Origin of the sequence: Streptomyces sp. NBC_01166, assembly GCF_045039765.1 — a bacterium.
Classification (GTDB): domain Bacteria; phylum Actinomycetota; class Actinomycetes; order Streptomycetales; family Streptomycetaceae; genus Streptomyces.
In genome coordinates this window covers 5,513,119-5,531,615 of record NZ_CP108613.1, presented here as the reverse complement: position 1 = coordinate 5,531,615, position 18,497 = coordinate 5,513,119, and the positions used below count along the sequence as shown (strand labels likewise).

Sequence of the window (18,497 nt, the reverse complement as noted above, 5' to 3'; positions counted from 1 at the left end):
GCCTATCGGCCCTGGGGAGGTGGCTCGTCCAGCAGGAGCTTCTCCAGCTCCTCCCGGCCCGGCAGCCCGGTGGGGCGGGACGTCTCCCCGGTGCGCACGTAGAGGAAGGTCGCGGTGACCACCTCCAGCGGCAGCCCGTGCAGTTCGGCCCAGGCCAGGCGGTAGACGGCGAGCTGGAGCGGGTCGGCCGTGCGGTGCCGGCTGGTCTTCCAGTCGACGATCTCGTACGAGTCCCCTGTGCGGTAGACCGCGTCGATCCGTCCGCGGATCACCCGGCCTCCGAGCGTGATCTGGAACGGTGTCTCGACGCGGTACGGAGTGCGCCGGGCGTACTCGGTGCGCTCGAAGGCCTCCTTGAGCTCGGCGAGGTCACGCTCGTCGGCGATCTCCGCGTCGCTTTCGTCGCCCCCGGGGAGTTCGTCCGGGCCCAGCATGGGCAGGGGCAGCTCCTCGAACCGGGACTCCACCCAGGCGTGGAAGCGTGTCCCCCGGCGGGCGGCGGGCTGCGGGGGGCGCGGCATGGGGCGGGCGAGCTCACGGGCGAAGCCGTCGGGGTCGTCGGCGAGGTGCAGGAGCTGGGTGGCGGAGAGCGTGGCCGGTACGACGACGTCGCGCACGGCCGCGCGGGCGCGGCGCAGCTCACCGGCGAGGGCGTCGAGGTCCCGGTCCCAGGAGGCGAGGGCGCGGGACTCCTCCGGGGTGAGAGCCTCGTCCGCCGGGGCACGGGCGGCCGGGACGTGCGGGGCGGGGGCCGATCCGTGCGGAGGCGGCCCGGCGCCGTCCGGGCCCTGGCCGCCGTCCGGCGACGAGGCCCGCCCGGTGGGCGCGACGGGCTCGCCGTCCGGGAAGGGGTCGTCGTACGGGGCGGCCGCCTCGTCGTACGGCGGCACCTCGTCCTCGTACACATACTCGTCCTCGTACGGAGGCTCGTCCTCGTACGGAGGCTCGTCCTCGTACGGAGGCTCGTCCTCGTACGGGTGCTCGGCGCCGTGGGGCGGTTCCTGCGCCTCGTACACATCCGGTACGGGCGTGGCCGCCAGTGCCTCCAGGTGTGCCAGCACCGTGTCCCGGGCGGCGCGGCGGCGGGCCATGGCGGTGTCGTCGAGCGGGAGCGGCCAGGCCTGGTCGGCGTCCTTCTCCTGGAGCGCCGGGTTCTCCTCGTCCTCCCCGGGCTCGTCCGCCCATGCCTCGATCTCGCCGTAGCCGGCCGCGCAGTGCTCGTACAGCGCGTCCAGGAAGGCGGACGGGCCGCGGGGCTTCTTCTGGGACGGGCCCCACCAGTGACCGGAGCCGAGCAGCAGCCTGCGGGGGCGGGTGAAGGTGACGTAGCCGAGGCGGAGCTCCTCGGTGTGCTGATGGGCCTTCAGCTCCTCCTTGAACGCCTTGAGGCCCTTGGCGTCGAAGGAGTGGAGGGCGGGGAGCGTGGCCGCGTCGCCGCGCAGGGCGTGCGGGAGGACCTGGGACTGCGAGGTCCACGCGTCCCGGGACTGTGTGCTGGGGAACTGGCCGCCGACGAGGCCGGGGACGGCGACGACGTCCCATTCCAGCCCCTTGGACTTGTGGGCGGTGAGGACCTTCACGGTGTTCTCGCCGCCGGGCAGGGCGTTGTCCAGGCCCTTCTCGTACTGCGCGGCGGTGCGCAGGAAGCCGAGGAAGGCGAGCAGCGTCGCCTCCCCGTCCACCGCGGCGAAGCCGGCCGCGACGTCCAGGAAGTTGGCGAGGGTCTCGCGGCGGCGCGCGGCCAGGGCGTGCGGCGACGCGGAGAGCTCCACTTCGAGGCCGGTGGTCGCGAGGACCCGGTGCAGTACGTCCATGAGGGGGTCCGCCAGCGAGCGGCGGAGGTCGCGGAGCTCGGTGGCGAGGCGGGCGAAGCGGACGCGGGCCTCGGCGGAGAAGGGCAGCTGGTCGTCCTCGGACCCGCCGGACTCCAGGAAGGTGTCGAGGGCGTCGGCGAGCGAGATCACCTCGGCGGGGTCGATGCCCTCGACGGCCTCCGCCAGGCGCTGGTCCGGGTCGGCGTCGTCACCGGCGGTGGAGCGGTGGACGAGGAGGCGGGCGCGGCGCCCCAGGAGGGCGAGGTCCCGGGGCCCGATGCGCCAGCGCGGCCCGGTGAGCAGCCGGACCAGGGAGGCGTTGGCCCCGGGGTCCTGGAGGACCTCGCAGACGGCGACGAGGTCGGCGACCTCGGGGAGGTGGAGCAGCCCGGACAGGCCGACGACCTCGACCGGGATGTCCCGGGCGACGAGGGCGGCCTGGATGCGGGGGAAGTCTCCCGCGGTCCGGCACAGGACGGCGATCTCCCCGGGTGCCGTCCCGGTCCGCACGAGGTGGGCGAGCGAGTCGCCGAGCCAGTCGATCTCCTCGGCGTGGGTGCGCAGGAGGGCGCACCGGACCGTGCCGTCCCTCTCGGCTCCGGGTGCGGGGCGCAGCGCCTCGACGCCCTCGTGCATGGCGCGCAGGGGTTCGGCGAGACCGTTGGCGAGATGGAGGAGACGGCCGCCGCTGCGGCGGTTCTCGCTGAGGGAGTAGCGGGTGGCGGGGGTGCCGTCGGCGTGCGGGAAGTGGTGCGGGAAGTCGTCGAGGTTGGCCACGGAGGCGCCGCGCCAGCCGTAGATCGCCTGGCACGGGTCGCCGACGGCGGTGACCGCGTGTCCCGCTGTGCCGCTCCCGCCGCTCCCGCCGCCCCCGCCGCCCCCGCCGAACAGTGCGGCCAGGAGCAGCCGCTGGGCCACGGAGGTGTCCTGGTACTCGTCGAGCAGGACCACCCGGAATTCGTCGCGGAGGATGGCACCGACCTCGGGCCGGGTGAGTGCCAGCTCGGCGGAGAGGGCGATCTGGTCGCCGAAGTCGAGGAGGTCCCGGCTGCGCTTGGCCGCGCGGTAGCGCCGGGTCAGCTGGAGGAGCTCGCGGCGGGCCTCCGCCGTCTCGGGGAGTTTGCGCAGCTCGGCGTTGGTGAGCCTCGCCGTCTCCAGGGTGTGGAGCAGCTCGGTGTCGTGCTCGGCGAGCTGCTCCGGCCGTACGAGGTGCTCGGCGAGCTCGGCGTCCAGGGCCAGCAGGTCGCTGACGAGGGTGGGGAAGGACCGGGTGAGAGCCGGGTACGGGCCGGGGGCCTCGCGCAGCACCCGGGCGGCGAGCTGGTAGCGGGTGGCGTCGGCGAGGAGCCGGGTGGTGGGTTCGAGGCCTATCCGCAGGCCGTGGTCGGTGAGGAGCCGTCCGGCGAACGCGTGGTAGGTGGAGATGCTGGGCTCGCCCGGGGGGTTGTCCGGGTCGATGACGTCCGGGTCGGTGACCCCGGCGGCGACGAGGGCCCGGCGGACCCGCTCGGCGAGCTCACCGGCGGCCTTGTTCGTGAAGGTCAGGCCGAGGACCTGCTCCGGGGCGACCTGCCCGGTCCCGACCAGCCAGACGACCCGGGCGGCCATCACCGTGGTCTTCCCCGAGCCGGCTCCGGCCACGATCACCTGCGGGGCGGGCGGCGCGGTGATGCAGGCCGTCTGCTCCGGGGTGAAGGGAATCCCCAGGAGCTCCTTGAGCTGCTCGGGATCGGTGATACGCGAGGACACTCCAGAGAGGCTAACCGGACGCACCGACAACGCGGTCCCGCACGGATCCGGCGGGAACGGTCATTCGATGATCTGCCGGCCTTCGGGCTGCGCGCTGCACGACGCCTTGAACGCGCAGTGGGTGCAGTGCTGGCCGGTCGTGGGGGTGAACCGTTCGTCCAGGACCCGGCCGGCGGCCGTGGCCAGCAGGTCGGAGACCCATTCCCCGGAGAGGGGTTCCTGCGCCTGCACCTTGGGAAGGGCGTCCCCGCCCTCCTTCTTGGGGGCGGGCTGGCGCAGCTGGACGAGTTCGGCGCCGCCGGCGTCGGGACGGCGGCCGTCGAAGACCTCGTCGACGGCGCCTTCCCTGACCGCCAGCTGGTACACGGCGAGCTGGGGGTGTGACGCCACCTCGTCCTTGGTCGGCGCCCCTTTGCCGGTCTTGAAGTCGACGACGTACGCCCGGCCCTCGGTGTCCTGCTCGACCCGGTCCATGGAGCCCCGGATGCGTACGGCGTACTCGCCCGCTTCGAGGGTGACGTCGAAATCGTGTTCGCTCGCCGTGGGGGTGCGGCCCCCGCGGTCCATGACGTGCCAGCGCAGGAAGCGTTCCAGGGCGTCGCGCGCCTGGTCCTTCTCCTGCTGCGACTTCCAGGGCGCGTCGAACACCAGACCGTCCCACACCGAGTCCAGGCGCTCCATCAGGACGTCCAGGTCGGCGCCCGTGCGTCCGGAGGCCACCTCGTCCGCGAGGACGTGCACCACGTTGCCGAAACCCTGGGCCGCCGTCGCCGGGGCGTCGGCCTTGACCTCCCGGCCCAGGAACCACTGCAGGGCACAGCTGTTGGCCAGCTGGTCGAGCGCGCTCCCGGAGAGCGCGACGGGGCGGTCCCGGTCGCGCAGCGGGACCTCGGAGCGGGTGGGCTCGTCCAGACCCCACCAGCGGTACGGGTGGGCCGCGGGCACGAGCGGCTGGCCCTCGTCGTCGGTGAGCGCCGCGAGCCGGGCGAGCCGTTGTGCGGCGGCGTCGCGCAGGGCTTCCGAGGCGGCGGGGTCGACGGTCGTCGCCCTGAGCTCGGCGACGAGCGAGGCCACCGCGAGCGGGCGGCGAGGGCGGCCGGTGACGTCCCGGGGCTCGGTGCCGAGCTCGGTGAGGAAGCGGGAGGGCTGGTCGCCGTCGTCGGCGGGTGCTTTGACGGCCGTGACGATCAGGCGTTCACGGGCCCGGGTCGCGGCCACGTAGAACAGGCGGCGCTCCTCGGCCAGGAGCGCCCCCGGGGTGAGCGGTTCGGCCAGGCCGTCGCGCCCGATCCGGTCCGCCTCCAGGAGCGACCCCCGGCGGCGCAGGTCCGGCCAGAGCCCCTCCTGGACCCCGGCGACGACCACGAGGCGCCACTCCAGGCCCTTGGAGCGGTGCGCGGTCATCAGGCGTACGGCGTCGGGCCGCACGGACCGCCGGGACAGGGTGTCGGCGGCGATGTCCTGGGCGTCGACCTCTTCCAGAAAGTTGAGCGCGCCGCGTCCGCCGGTGCGCTCCTCGGCGCGTGCCGCGGTGTCGAAGAGGGCGCATACGGCGTCGAGGTCCCGGTCGGCGTTCCGGCCGCCCGCACCGCCCCGCAGCGCCGCCCGCTCGAGACGGCCGGGCCAGGGGGTGCCGTTCCACAGGGTCCACAGGGCCTCCTCGGCGGTGCCGCCGCTCTCCAGGAGTTCACGGGCCTTGTGCAGGAGCGCGCCGAGCCGCTGCGCTCCGCGGGCGTACGCCGGATCGTGTGTGGCCAGGCGCTCGGGCTCGGAGAGTGCCCGGGCCAGCAGTTCCCCGGACGGCGGCGGTACGCGGTTCCCGGCGGCCCGCTCCTCGTCGCGCAGGGCCCGGCCGAGACGGCGCAGGTCGGCGGCGTCCATGGAGCCGAGGGGCGAGGTGAGGAGGGCGAGGGCGGTCTCGGTGTCGAGCGGGCCGCGCGCTTCCCCGCCGGTCCCGGCCCCGTCGTCCGGGTCCTCGGGCGCGGCGGGGTGCATGGCCGCCGTGGCGACGGTGCGCAGGGCGGTCAGGAGCGGGGCGACCGCCGGCTCGTGACGGAGCGGGAGATCGTCGCCGTCCACCTCCAGAGGGACCCCCGCGGAGGTGAGCGCCCGGCGCACGGCCGGGATCGAACGTCCGCCGGCGCGTACGAGGACCGCCATGTCCCTCCAGGGCACGCCCTCTTCCAGGTGCGCGCGCCGGAGCAGGTCGGCGATGTTCTCCAGCTCGGTCGAAGGCGTCGGATAGGTGTACGCCTCGACACGGCCGCCTCCGCGTACGGCGGACAGCTCGCGGTGGGCGCGGACCTTGGCCGAGGGCAGGCGGGTGAGCGGCATCCGGCGGGTGAGCAGCCGGGTGGCCTCGAGCAGCTTCGCACCGGAACGGCGGGAGGTGGTGAGGACCCCGACGGGTGCGGGAGCGCCGTCGGCACGGCGGAAGGTGTCCGGGAAGTCGAGGATGCCGTTCACGTCGGCGCCCCGGAAGGCGTAGATCGACTGGTCGGGGTCGCCGAAGGCGATCAGCGTCCGGCCGCCGCCGGTGCCCGGCGCGGCGCCGCCCTGGTTCCCGGCCAGCGCGTGCAGCAGCCGCACCTGGGCGGGATCCGTGTCCTGGTACTCGTCGACGAGGACCACGTCGTAGCTCCGGGCCAGCTCCGCCGCCACCTCGGGCCGTTCGGCGAGCAGGACCGCCCGGTGGACCAGCTCCGCGTAGTCGAGGACGCCCTGGGCGTCGAGGACGTCCAGGTACTCGGCGAGGAACTGGGCGGCGGCGCTCCAGTCCGGGCGGCCCGTGCGGCGGGCGAAGGCGGCCAGCGCGTCCGGGCCCAGGCCCAGCTCGCGGCTGCGGGCCAGCACCGCGCGCACCTCGTCGGCGAAGCCCCGGGTGGTCAGGCACGCCCGCAGCTCGTCCGGCCAGCGGACATGGGCCAGTCCCGCCTGCTCGAGGCCGAGCTGTCCGGCGAGGAGTTCACGGACGGTGACGTCCTGCTCGGGTCCGGAGAGCAGGCGCAGCGGATCGGCGAAAAGGTCGGCGTCCTGGTGGGCGCGGACCAGGGCGTAGCAGTACGAGTGGAAGGTGGTGGCCTGCGGGCCCCGGGTGCCGCCGAGCCGGGCGGCCATCCGGTCGCGGAGTTCGACCGCCGCCTTGCGGCTGAAGGTGAGGACGAGGATGCGCGCGGGGTCGGTCCCACGGGCCACACGCCGGGCCACCGTCTCGACCAGCGTCGTGGTCTTGCCCGTGCCGGGACCGGCGAGGACCAGCAGCGGGCCGTCCCGGTGGTCAACCACGGCCCGCTGCGGCGCGTCCAGGAGAGGGGGGTCCACGGATCCCGGCGGCGTGCGCACCAGCCGGTACGCGCCCGGAGCCCGCCGCCGTGCCTGACGGTGCGGGCTGTTCCGGGTGGTGAAGGAGGAGCTCACGTGGATCGCCGGTCCTGGTGGGTGTACTGGGTCTGCGCGGTGGCCGGCCATGGGGTGACGGCCCGGGTGTGACGCCTGCTGGTGGGTGTCCGACGGGTCCCGGGTGCGGGCGGCCCGGTCGTGACGGAGACGGACGGACGGATGAGGGAGCGGAGCGTGCCGCGTGTGGACGACGCTACGCCAGCGGCGAGGCGGACAGCGGGCGGTGGGGCGCGTCGCCCGTCACATACGGACCCACCGGTGCGCCCCGCTCACCGGCCGGTCGCCTGTCCCGGCGGGGCACGATGGCGGAAGCTGTCAGATGTGAGCTTCGTCGCCCGGACCACCGGTCACGCCGTCCCATCTGGCGCGCTTCATGTCGAGGCGCGGGACATGCCCTTCCGCGGCGCGCGGGGGCACTTTCAGCGGTGTGCCCTCCTCGCGGTAGTGGCCGAGCGCCCGCAGTTCATGGCCCGGCAGCAGCAGTCCGTCGGCGCGCACGACACGCCACCAGGGCGCCGCGGAGCCGTACAGGGCCATCACCCGGCCGACCTGTCTCGGCCCGCCGTCACCGAGCCACTCCGCGACATCGCCGTACGTCATGACCCGGCCGGGCGGGATCAGGTCCGCCACGTCCAGGACCCGCTCGGCGTAGACGGGCAGCTCGGCGGTCACGGGGCGGGGCGGGACGTCCCCGGTCCGGCCGCTGCCTCTCGTCCGGTCTTCGCTCATCCGCCCCATCCTGCCGTACGCCACCGACAGCCGGGCCTGTGCCGGGTCGTCCCGGTCGTACACCGCGCGCGGGGCGGCGAAGCCGCGTATGTTGCGCATCGCGCCCGCGCAATGCACCCTGATGCCCCCCTCTGTCTGCAGGCCGTGCCACCATCATGCGGGCGGTGACCGGTGATACGAGAACACGAAGATTCGTCAGAGGCTAAGGAGCAGGGCGTGCAGCCACCGAAGGCGGCGGGCGCCTCTGACGCCGAGCCGCGCCCGGACGCGCCCGACGCCCCTGGTGCCGGCGCCCCAGGTGCACCCGACGCTGAGAAGACCCCCAGGGCGTCGGGGAAGACCCCCGGGACGTCGGAGGAGACCCCCGGAGCGTCCGGGAAGCACCTCGCGGGTTCGACACTGGCATCGGCCGGCACGGGACTGACGGACCGCGTATCCGGCGACGAGCCCCTGCTGCCCGCCCGGGTCCACCGCCCCTCCGATCTTCTGCGGCTCCTCGTCGGGGTCGTCGCGATCGCTCTGCTGTTCTCCATCGCCGCGTTCGCCCAGGGGACCACCACGGGCCTCGAGGACGACATCTCCAAGGGCACGGACCAGGCCCCCGATCTTCTGATCAAGCTCGCGGGCCTGGTGTCCAGCATCGCCGTGCTGCTCGTGCCGGTCGCCTTCGCGATCGAGCGTCTGGTGAAACGCGACGGGCTGCGGATCGCGGACGGGGTGCTCGCCGCCGTACTGGCGCACGGGGTGACCCTGGCCACCGACCTGTGGGTCGCCAGGTCGGCGTCCGGGACGATCCGGGACGCCCTGACCCAGCCCCAGCCCGGTGACGCGCTCACCGACCCGGTGCACGGCTATCTCGCTCCCGTCATCGCCTATATGACAGCGGTCGGGATGGCGCGCAGACCGCGCTGGCGGGTCGTCCTGTGGGTGGTGCTGCTCCTGGACGCCTTCGCGATGCTGGTCGGCGGTTACACCACCCCGTTCTCGATCGTCCTCACCGTGCTGATCGGCTGGACCGTGGCGTACGGCACCTTGTACGCGGTCGGCTCACCGAACGTCCGTCCGACCGGTCAGCACCTGATGGCCGGTCTGCGCCACGTCGGCTTCCGTCCGGTCGCCGCGATGCGCACGGAGGACGCTCCCGACAACATCGACCAGAGCGACCGGGGCCGCCGCTATCTGGTGACCCTGGAGGACGGGCCACCGCTGGACGTCACGGTCGTCGACCGCGAACAGCAGGCCCAGGGGTTCTTCTACCGGGTGTGGCGCAGGCTCACCCTGCGCAGCATCACCCAGCGCCGCTCCATCCTGTCCCTGCGCCAGGCCCTGGAGCAGGAGGCACTCCTCGCGTACGCGGCGATCGCCGCCGGAGCCAACGCGCCCAAGCTGATCGCCACGTCCGAGCTCGGCCCCGACGCCGTGATGCTCGTGTACGAGCACATCGGCGGGCGATCGCTGGACGCGATGGAGGACGAGGAGATCACCGACGACCTCGTGCGGGGTGCCTGGCGGCAGGTGAAGGCGCTCCAGTCGCGCCGGATCGCGCACCGCAGGCTCACCGGGGACGCCATTCTGGTGGACGGTTCCGGCACGGTGTTCGTCACCGATCTCCGGGGTGGCGAGATCGCCGCCGGTGACCTGGTCCTGCGCATGGACGTCGCCCAGCTGCTCACCACCACCGGTCTGCGTGTGGGCGCCGAACGGGCCGTCGAGGGGGCGCTCGCCGTGCTCGGGCCCGACGCCGTCGCCGACTGCCTGCCGCTGCTCCAGCCGATCGCGCTGAGCCGCTCCACCCGGGCGACGCTGCGCAGACTCGCCCGGGAGCGTTCGCAGCGCGAGCGTGAGGCGGTGCTGGAGGCCTCGCAGGCGGCGAAGCAGGACAAGGCGGAGGAACACGGCGCGGATACCAACGACCGCAAGGCCGTCCGCAAGTCGCTGCGCACGGAGAAACAGGCCGAGAAGCGGGCGATAGACGACGCGCTGGAAGAGGCCCGCGAGGAGGACATGCTGGCCCAGATCCGCGGCCAGGTGCTGCTGATCAGGCCGCAGGCGCCGGTCGAGCCGGTCCGTCTGGAGCGCATCAAGCCGCGCACCCTCTTCAGCTTCATCGCGGGTTCCATCGCCGCGTACTTCCTGATCTCCCAGGTCACCGAGGCCGACTTCGGCACGGTCGTGGAGCAGGCGGAGTGGGGCTGGGTGGCGGCGGCGCTGGGCTTCTCGGCCCTGAGCTACGTCGCCGCTGCCATGAGCCTGCTCGGCTTCGTGCCCGAACGGGTGCCCTTCGGGAAGACCGTGCTGGCACAGGTGGCCGGGTCGTTCGTGAAGATCGTGGCACCGGCCGCGGTCGGTGGTGTGGCGCTGAACACGCGCTTTCTGCAACGCGCCGGGGTACGCCCGGGGCTCGCCGTCGCGAGCGTGGGCGCCTCCCAGCTGTTCGGTCTCGGCTGCCACATCCTGCTGCTCGCCCTGTTCGGTTATCTGACCGGCACGGAGAAGACCCCGGACTCGCTCACCCCGTCGAGGACGGTCATCGCGGGACTGCTCACGGTCGCCGTGCTCGTGCTGGTCGTGACGGCGATCCCGTTCCTGCGGAAGTTCGTCGTCACCCGGGTGCGGTCACTGTTCGCCGGTGTCGTCCCCCGCATGCTCGACGTGGTGCAGCGCCCGCAGAAGCTGGTCACCGGCATCGGAGGCATGCTGCTGCTGACCGGGCTGTTCGTGCTGTGCCTCGACGCGTCGATCCGCGCGTTCAGCGGCCCCGACGTCCCCCAGCTCAGCTACGCCAGCATCGCGGTGGTCTTCCTCGCGGGCAACGCCATCGGGTCCGCGGCGCCCACCCCGGGCGGTATGGGAGCGGTCGAGGGTGCGCTGACCCTGGGTCTGATCGCCGTGGGGCTGCCGAAGGAGGTGGCGGCGCCGGCCGTACTGCTGTACCGCGTGATGACGCTCTGGCTGCCGGTCCTTCCCGGCTGGATCTGTTTCAACCAGCTGACCCGCAAGGAAGAGCTCTAGAACGTACGCGCGAGGGCGCGCCACTCGCATGGACGACGCCCCGCGCGGTCCACGGCGCCCCACCGCACGATGGGGTCATGAGGACCTCCCCCGCTCTGCGTGCCGCCGCCCTCGCTGCCACCGCCACCGTGCTGCTGCCCCTGGCCGCCTGTTCGGACGACGGGGACGACGGAGGTACGGGGAGCGCAAGGCCCTCGGCCGCGTCGACGGCGTCCCCCACGGCGACGGCGGAGAAGCTGTCCTCCCAGAAGCTCGACTGGAAGCCGTGCCCGCCCCCCAACCAGGCCCAGGGCAGCGGCACGTCCCCCTCACCGCTGCCGGGCGGGACGTCCTGGGAGTGCTCCTTCATGGACGTACCTCTCGACTACGCGGACCCGGAGGGCCGGACCATCGAACTGGCACTCATCCGCGCCGCGGCCCGGGACAAGGACCGGCGGATCGGTTCGCTGATCTTCAACTTCGGCGGCCCCGGAGGCTCCGGTGTCGCCACGCTGCCGTCGTTCGGCACCGCGTACGACGCGCTCCGCACCCGCTACGACCTGGTGAGCTTCGACCCGCGCGGGGTCGGCCGCAGCGAGGGCGTCGAGTGCTCGGACGACAGCACACTGGACGAGCGTTACGAGCAGGACGGGACCCCGGACGACGCCGAGGAGGAGAAGGCGTTCGTCGAGGACCAGAAGTCCTACATCGCGGACTGCGAGGAGAACTCCGGGGACGAGCTGCCCTACGTCGGCACGACGAACGCGGCCCGGGACATGGATCTGCTGCGCCAGGTGCTCGGTGACGACAAGCTGTACTACTTCGGGATCTCGTACGGCACCGAACTGGGCGGCGTCTACGCCCACCTGTATCCCCAGAGGGTCGGACGGGCCGTCCTGGACGCGGTGGTCGACCCGACGGAGGACTCCCTGAAGTCCTCACTCGGCCAGACGGAGGGTTTCCAGCTCGCCCTGGACAACTTCACCGCCGACTGCGCCGAGCGCGACGACTGCAAGCTCCCCGGGGCCACCTCGAAGGAGGTCCAGGACTGGATCGTCGCTCTGCTGGCCAAGCTGGAGAAGAAGCCCGTCCCGGGGCTCGGCGAACGGAAGCTGACCGAGACCCAGGCCACCACCGGCATCGCGTCGGCGCTCTACTCCAAGGAGACCTGGCCCCTGCTCGAGCAGGGCCTCGACGAGGCGGACGGCAACAACGGCGGCCTGCTCCTCGCTCTCGCCGACTCTCTGAACGGCCGGTCCGAGGACGGGCACTACGACAACTCGAACGCCGCCAACGCCGCCATCAACTGCGCGGACTCCAAGCAGCGCTTCACCCTGGAGCAGACCAGGAAGGCGCTCCCCGAATTCCGCGAGGCCTCCCCCGTGTTCGGCGACTACCTCGGCTGGGGGCTGATGGCCTGCACCGGCTGGCCCGTCGCGGGCGCCTGGGACACCCCGGACGTCAGCGCGCCCGGTTCGGCCCCGATCCTGGTGATCGGCAACACCGGGGACCCGGCGACGCCGTACGCCGGCGCGAAGGCGATGGCCGCCGAGCTCGGCAAGGGCGTCGGGGTCGAGCTGACGTACAAGGGCGAGGGCCACGGGGCGTACAACGGCGGCAGCACCTGCGTGCAGCGGGCCGTGGACGCCTACCTGCTCGAAGGGAAGGTCCCGAAGTCGGGAACGGTCTGCGAGTGACCGCTCGTTGAACGGACGGATCGGTGACGGTCCGGCCGCCGCCTGGCGGCCTTCGAGCACGGGGCCTTCGGGCATGGGGCCTTCGGGCATTGGCCTTCGGGCACGGGGGAGGAAGCGCACATGCGCGTACATGGACGGGCGCGTGGAGGCGCGGCGTTCGCCGGGGCGGCTCTGCTGCTGACGACGGCGGTCCTCACGGGGTGCGACGACGGCCCGGCACCACCGCAGTCGTCCAAGGGCTCCTCGCCGGGAGCCTCAGGAGGTTCGTCCCGGGCGCCCGCCCCGTCCCGGCCCCTGGACTGGAAGCGCTGCGACGCCCCCGAGGGCGGAACCGCGCCGGGCCCCGCCTGGCGGTGCGCCACGCTCGACGTCCCCCTGGACCACGCACGGCCGGACGGTAGGACGATCGGCATCGCGCTGATCCGCAAGGCGGCCACGAGGAAGAGCGAGCGGCTCGGCTCGATGCTGTTCAACTTCGGCGGCCCCGGCGGCTCAGGGGTCGGCATCCTGCCGCGCGCCGCCGCTTCGTACAGGGAGCTCAACACCCGCTACGACCTCGTGGGTTTCGACCCCCGCGGGGTCGCGGCCAGTGCGGGGGTCCGCTGCCGGGGCGACAAGGAGCAGGAGACGGCCTACCGGGAGATCGACATGACCCCGGACACCCCGGCGGAGGAGGCCGCGTTCATCGAGGACGGCAGGGACTTCGGCGCGGGCTGCGAGCGCCTCTCCCCCGCGGTGCTCGCCCACGTCGGCACGGTGAACGCCGCCCGGGACATGGACGCGATCCGCCGGGCACTCGGCGACGAGAAGCTGTCGTACTTCGGCATCTCGTACGGCACGGAGCTCGGCGGGACCTACGCGCACCTCTTCCCGGAGACCGTGGGAAGGGTCGTGCTGGACGCCGTCGTCGACCCGACGGCCGACTCGGTGGGACACGCCCGCAATCAGGCGACGGGATTCCAGCGGGCCCTGGAGAACTATCTGAAGGACCGCGGCCAGGACCCGGCGGCCGGCACCCGGCGGATAGCGCGGCTGCTGGAGCGGATCGACCAGGACCCGCTGCCGACCTCCTCCGGGCGCGAGCTCAACGAATCGCTCGCCGTCACCGGCATCGTGGCCCCCCTCTACTCGAAGAGCGGCTGGCCCACCCTGACGGCGGCACTCGACGAGGCGGAGCACAAGGGCACGGGCGACGGACTCCTCCGGCTGGCCGACTCCTACAACGGCCGCGACGGGAAGGGGCACTACGACCCCCAGAGCCACTCCCAGCGGGCGATCTCCTGCGCCGACGCCAAGGCGAGGCCGACGGCTGCCGAGGCCCGGGCGCTGCTTCCCGAATTCCGGGAGCTGTCACCGGTCTTCGGCCCGTTCCTGGCCTGGGACACGGCCGGCTGGTGCGCGGGGTGGCCGGTCGAGGGGGAGCACGACAACCCGGAGGCCGACGCCCCCGGCGCCGCCCCGATCCTGGTCATCGGCACGACCGGCGACCCGGCGACCCCGTACGAGGGCGCGCAGCGGATGGCGGACGAACTGGGTGAAGGCGTCGGCGTCATGCTGACCAACAAGGGTGAGGGACACGGCTCCTACGGCGAGAGCACCTGCGTGACCTCGCTCGTCGACGCCTACTTCCTCGACGGGAAGGTGCCGGCGGACGGGCGCATCTGCTCCTGAGATCCAGAGACGCGAAGGGGCCGGCTCCCCTCGGAGCCGGCCCCTTCGTACGTCACGTCGCAGGTCTAGTAGACCGGCTTCTCGGGCTCGACCTGGTTGACCCAGCCGATGACGCCGCCGCCGACATGCACCGCGTCGGCGAAGCCCGCCGACTTGAGGACCGCGAGGACCTCGGCACTACGGACACCGGTCTTGCAGTTCAGGACGATGCGCCTGTCCTGCGGAAGGTCCTGGAGGGCGGTGCCCATCAGGAACTCGTTCTTCGGGACCAGCCGGGAGCCCGGGATCGAGACGATCTCGTACTCGTTCGGCTCGCGGACGTCGATGATCTCGATCTTCTCGTCGCCGTCGATCCACTCCTTGAGCTGCTTGGGAGTGATCGTGGAACCGGCCGCCGCCTCCTGGGCCTCCTCGGACACGACGCCGCAGAAGGCCTCGTAGTCGATGAGCTCGGTGACGGTGGGGTTCTCGCCGCAGACCGCGCAGTCGGGGTCCTTGCGGACCTTGACCTGGCGGTACTGCATCTCCAGCGCGTCGTAGATCATCAGACGGCCGACCAGCGGGTCACCGATACCGGCGAGCAGCTTGATGGCCTCGTTGACCTGGATGGAGCCGATGGACGCGCAGAGCACACCCAGGACACCGCCCTCGGCGCAGGAGGGAACCATGCCGGGGGGCGGCGGCTCCGGGTAGAGGCAGCGGTAGCAGGGGCCGTGCTCGGACCAGAAGACGGACGCCTGGCCGTCGAAGCGGTAGATCGAGCCCCAGACGTACGGCTTGTTCAGCAGGACCGCGGCGTCGTTGACGAGATAGCGGGTGGCGAAGTTGTCCGTGCCGTCCACGATCAGGTCGTACTGGGCGAAGATGTCCATCACGTTGTCGGCTTCGAGCCGCTCCTCGTGAAGGACCACGTTCACCAGGGGGTTGATCCCCTGCACGGTCTCCTTGGCCGACTGGGCCTTGGACTTGCCGATGTCGGCCTGGCTGTGGATGACCTGACGCTGCAGGTTCGACTCGTCGACCTCGTCGAACTCGACGATGCCGAGCGTGCCGACACCGGCCGCGGCCATGTACATCAGAGCGGGCGAGCCGAGGCCGCCCGCGCCGACACAGAGCACCTTCGCGTTCTTCAGCCGCTTCTGTCCGTCCATCCCGACATCCGGGATGATCAGGTGGCGGGAGTACCTGCGGACCTCATCGACGGTGAGCTCAGCAGCTGGCTCGACCAGGGGTGGCAGCGACACAGGAACCTCAACAATGCAGGTGGTCGGTTTCTACGTACTTCATCTACGTACGGTTGTTCTCCCGTAACACTGCCACGCCGCTCCTCATTCCGAGATACCAGGTCCGATCCGCGAGACGAATTCGTCCCAGTAGCTGGGCAGTGCCGCAAATGGGTCGGTTTGCCCCTTCGCTCCGTCCCGGTCCGTGAAGAAGATCGTGCCCGCGCCCTGCCATCGGGCGATGCGCATGGCCTCCTCCAGATGTGTGCGCGGAACCCCGTGGACGAAGTGCGCGAAGCGGCCCGGTTCGTACGCGGCGGTCCACTCGGCCACCTGGGACCAGCGGTAGTCGGTCCACGGCCCCCGGAAGGTGACCAGCTGGTCGGCGGCCTCGGCGTAGCCGGGGTGCGGGTGGGTGCCGTGGCCCAGGACCAGCCGCCCGCCCTCCTCGTCCGCGCTGTCGCTGTCGGCCAGGAGCGCGGAGAGGGTGCTGGTCAGCCGGCGGACCCCCTGGAGCCCGTCACGTCCGTCCGGGCAGCGGTCCAGATAGAAGCCGCCGACGCGGTACCAGTCGAGGTAGGACTGTGCGTCGGCGATCAGCTCACCGAAGGGACGGCCGCCGAAGGCCAGGTCGAGGTGGCCCAGCAGCCTGCCCCCCGAGGCCCGGACGGTGTCCTCGGGCGCCTCTCCGTGCAGAGCCCGCTCGCGGGCGTTCCGCAGTCGCCCGGCGGCCTCCAGGCAGTGCGGGTCGGGCCGGGCGCCCGGCCCGTCGTCGATGTTGAGGACCGCCCAGTGCAGCGGCGTGCCCGGCCGGTTGAGTCCGGCCCATTCGGCGGGCGCGAGCAGCGGGTGCGCGTACCCGGGCACACCGACGCCGAGCTGTTCCGCCCCGCCGGTCCGCAGGGTGGAGCCGGTGCTGGTCAGATACGGCACGCCGCCTCCATCCAGATGTCCGCGAGGGACTCCTCCAGATTGATACGCGGACGCCAGCCGAGCCGGTCCCGGGCGGTGCGCACATCGGCCTGCTGCCAGGCGCCGCAGCCGTCGGGGTAGGGGGACGGGGTCGCGGCGAGGTGCTCCCCGACCGATTCCGAGGAGGCGCGGGGGGCACCGATGGGGAGCCGTCCGGGGGGCGTGTCGAGCTCGTGGAGCGCGCCGGCGTAACCGGCCACCCTGGCGAGGACCGCCGCCGCGTCACGCAGCCGTACGGCCCGGCCGGTGCCGATGTTGACGACACCCTGGGCTGCGGAGAGCGAGGCGGCGTGGACGGCACGCGCCACGTCGCGTACGTCGACGAAGTCGCGCTGAACCCCGAGGCCGCTGAGCTTGAGCTCGGGGTCGCCGGTCTGCATGGCGCGCCGCATGGTCTCGGCGAGCCGGCCGAGCGGGGAGCCGGCCGGGGTGCCGGGGCCCACCGGCGAGAAGACCCGCAGGACGACCGCGTCCAGGCCGGAGCCGAGAACCAGCTCGGTGGCGGCGAGCTTGCTGACGCCGTACGGGCCTCCCGGGCGGGGTACGGCGTCCTCGGCGGTGGACGAGCCGGGCTGCGAGGGCCCGTACTCGGACGCGCAGCCGACCTGGACGAGCCGTGCGCTGCAGCCGCTGCGGCGCATGGCCTCGCAGACGGTGGCCACGGCGACGGTGTTGTGGCGGGTCAGGTCCCGGGCCCCGCCGCGGGTGGCGCCCGCGCAGTTGACGACGACCCCCGGGTGGACGGCGTCCAGGAAGCGGGTGAGCGCTCCCGGGCTTCCGCCCGCGAGGTCGAAGCGCACGTCGGCGTCGTCGCCGCGGCCGAGCGCCGTGAGGTGCACGGCCGGGTCGGCGAGCAGCCGGTCGGCGACGAAGCGCCCGAGGAACCCGTTCGCTCCGAGCAGCAGAACCCTCATCGCGCGCCCCCTCGGTGCCGACGGCGAGCTGCCGGTGCGGGGGATTGGGGGGTCATGTCCGGTGTCTCCTTGAGGAAGGTGTGTGCGGTACGGGAGACCCGCGGCGTCGGCTCCGCGGGGTGGAGAAGGGGGGCCCGGCTAGGCCGTGGCGTGGGCGGATGCCCGGGTGAGGGTGACCGATGCGTGGACCAGCAGCCCGAACGCGGCGATGCCGCAGGCGAGCACGGGTACGCCGCCGGGTCCGGCCGCGACGACGACGGCGTCGACGGGCCGGGCGAGGAGGCCGAGGCCGGGCAGCCGCCCCGCCAGGACCAGGAAGGGGGCAGCCACTTCCACGGCGCAGGCGGCGGCGAGTCCGGTGGCCGCGGGTTCGGGGAAGCCGTGGACGGCCAGCAGCCGGGCCAGGAAGAGCAGGGCACCGAGGGCAGCAGGGCCCACGAGAGGGCCTCCCGCGCCGGGCTGACCGAGGTCGGCGAGGAACAGCAGCGCGGTCAGCACGCAGAGGAAGAGCGCGAGGACGCCGAAGAGCAGGGGGCGCACGCCGGCGCCGAAGTCCGACAGGCCGTGGGATCCGGCGAGCCGGCGGCGCGCGTGCACCGCGAACAGGTGGGCGCACCAGGCCGCGGGGGCCAGGGCGAGTGCGAGCCCGAGCAGGGGGGCGGGGGCGGCGGTCCAGTGCCCGTCGGGTCCGCCGCTGATGACCTGGTCGAGCAGGCCGTCGCCGTACACGACGTAGCCGAGGAGCCAGCAGACGTACAGCGTGACGCCGCCCGTGCCGTCCGGGGCGCGCAGCGGGCCTCCGCGCAGAGCGAGCCGGAGCCCGAGGAGGACGAGCACCGCCCCGGCGGCGGTCACCGCGAGGCGGGTATCGCCGCCGAGCACCCCCTCGGTCGCCCTGAGCGCCCCGGCGGTCGCGAGGCAGGCGGCGCCGGGGAGCAGCGCCGGGAGCGTCCATCCGGCCCGCGCCTCCTTGCCGGGGTCCGGCTGCGGCCCCGGGGTACGGGGGACGGACCTGCCCGCGCCGGGGACGCGGGCGTAGAGCTCCTCCGCGAGCGAGAAGACGTCACGGTGCCGGTAGCGCGCGGCGGTCCGGTCGGTGAGCCCGTGCGCCTCCAGACCGGCGGCGATCTCCAGGGGGTCGACGGCGCGCTCGCACAGGTCCCGGTGCCGGTGCATGAGCGCCTTCACGGGGTCAGCGGGCCCGCGCCGGACCACTGACCTGCGGCCGGGACGGTAGGCGATCTCGGGTGCCCGGACGGCGGAGCGGACCGCGCCAGGGCTCTCGTCCGCCGGCTCGCCCCCGGCGTCCTGGCCCGGGGTGTCGTTCGGTCTGCCCAT

General features: G+C 73.2%; 10 protein-coding genes. 3 read left to right on the top strand and 7 right to left on the bottom strand.

Annotated features, from left to right (window positions below):
• Window positions 1-2 precede the first annotated feature (2 nt).
• From OG379_RS25600 to OG379_RS25590, 3 genes are all read right to left on the bottom strand, one after another.
• Window positions 3-3,563 (bottom strand): UvrD-helicase domain-containing protein, encoded by a 3,561-nt coding sequence (locus OG379_RS25600; protein ID WP_405665359.1) that lies wholly within the window; start codon window positions 3,561-3,563, stop codon window positions 3-5.
• Window positions 3,564-3,623: 60 nt separating this feature from the next.
• A complete protein-coding gene (locus tag OG379_RS25595; RefSeq protein ID WP_405665358.1) occupies window positions 3,624-6,980 on the bottom strand; it encodes an ATP-dependent helicase in 3,357 nt (1,118 codons plus the stop codon).
• 297 nt (window positions 6,981-7,277) lie between these two features.
• Complete coding sequence (locus OG379_RS25590) at window positions 7,278-7,691, bottom strand: MGMT family protein (protein ID WP_405668643.1); 414 nt, start codon at window positions 7,689-7,691, stop codon at window positions 7,278-7,280.
• A 216-nt stretch (window positions 7,692-7,907) separates the two neighbouring features.
• Between OG379_RS25590 and OG379_RS25585 the strand changes: the two genes are divergently transcribed.
• The 3 genes from OG379_RS25585 to OG379_RS25575 all read left to right on the top strand — a co-directional run bounded on the left by OG379_RS25585 (window position 7,908) and on the right by OG379_RS25575 (window position 14,050).
• The gene (locus OG379_RS25585) at window positions 7,908-10,703 is read left to right on the top strand and encodes a lysylphosphatidylglycerol synthase domain-containing protein (protein WP_405665357.1); all 2,796 of its coding nucleotides are present in this window, start codon (window positions 7,908-7,910) and stop codon (window positions 10,701-10,703) included.
• A 77-nt stretch (window positions 10,704-10,780) separates the two neighbouring features.
• Window positions 10,781-12,379, top strand: a complete 1,599-nt coding sequence (locus OG379_RS25580; protein WP_405665355.1) for an alpha/beta fold hydrolase — start codon at window positions 10,781-10,783, stop codon at window positions 12,377-12,379.
• A gap of 120 nt (window positions 12,380-12,499) precedes the next feature.
• Entirely contained in the window at window positions 12,500-14,050 is a 1,551-nt protein-coding gene (locus OG379_RS25575; protein WP_405665354.1) for an alpha/beta hydrolase, read from the top strand.
• Window positions 14,051-14,115: 65 nt separating this feature from the next.
• Here OG379_RS25575 and moeZ read toward each other — a convergent pair whose 3' ends face one another.
• The 4 genes from moeZ to OG379_RS25555 form a co-directional block, all read right to left on the bottom strand.
• Entirely contained in the window at window positions 14,116-15,294 is a 1,179-nt protein-coding gene (gene moeZ, locus OG379_RS25570; RefSeq protein WP_104788889.1) for an adenylyltransferase/sulfurtransferase MoeZ, read from the bottom strand.
• 84 nt (window positions 15,295-15,378) lie between these two features.
• The gene (locus OG379_RS25565) at window positions 15,379-16,206 is read right to left on the bottom strand and encodes a spherulation-specific family 4 protein (protein ID WP_405665352.1); all 828 of its coding nucleotides are present in this window, start codon (window positions 16,204-16,206) and stop codon (window positions 15,379-15,381) included.
• A complete protein-coding gene (locus OG379_RS25560) occupies window positions 16,194-17,159 on the bottom strand; it encodes an NAD-dependent epimerase/dehydratase family protein (RefSeq protein WP_393763347.1) in 966 nt (321 codons plus the stop codon). The genes OG379_RS25565 and OG379_RS25560 overlap by 13 nt, the downstream gene beginning before the upstream one ends.
• A 138-nt stretch (window positions 17,160-17,297) precedes the next feature.
• A complete protein-coding gene (locus OG379_RS25555) occupies window positions 17,298-18,497 on the bottom strand; it encodes a hypothetical protein (protein WP_405665351.1) in 1,200 nt (399 codons plus the stop codon).

Coding starts and splice junctions, on each gene's coding strand:
- OG379_RS25590 (WP_405668643.1), bottom strand. CDS start 7,691: ATGAGCGAAGACCGGACGAGAGGCAGCGGCCGGACCGGGGACGTCCCG.
- OG379_RS25560 (WP_393763347.1), bottom strand. CDS start 17,159: ATGAGGGTTCTGCTGCTCGGAGCGAACGGGTTCCTCGGGCGCTTCGTC.
- OG379_RS25580 (WP_405665355.1), top strand. CDS start 10,781: ATGAGGACCTCCCCCGCTCTGCGTGCCGCCGCCCTCGCTGCCACCGCC.
- OG379_RS25555 (WP_405665351.1), bottom strand. CDS start 18,497: ATGGGCAGACCGAACGACACCCCGGGCCAGGACGCCGGGGGCGAGCCG.
- OG379_RS25575 (WP_405665354.1), top strand. CDS start 12,500: ATGCGCGTACATGGACGGGCGCGTGGAGGCGCGGCGTTCGCCGGGGCG.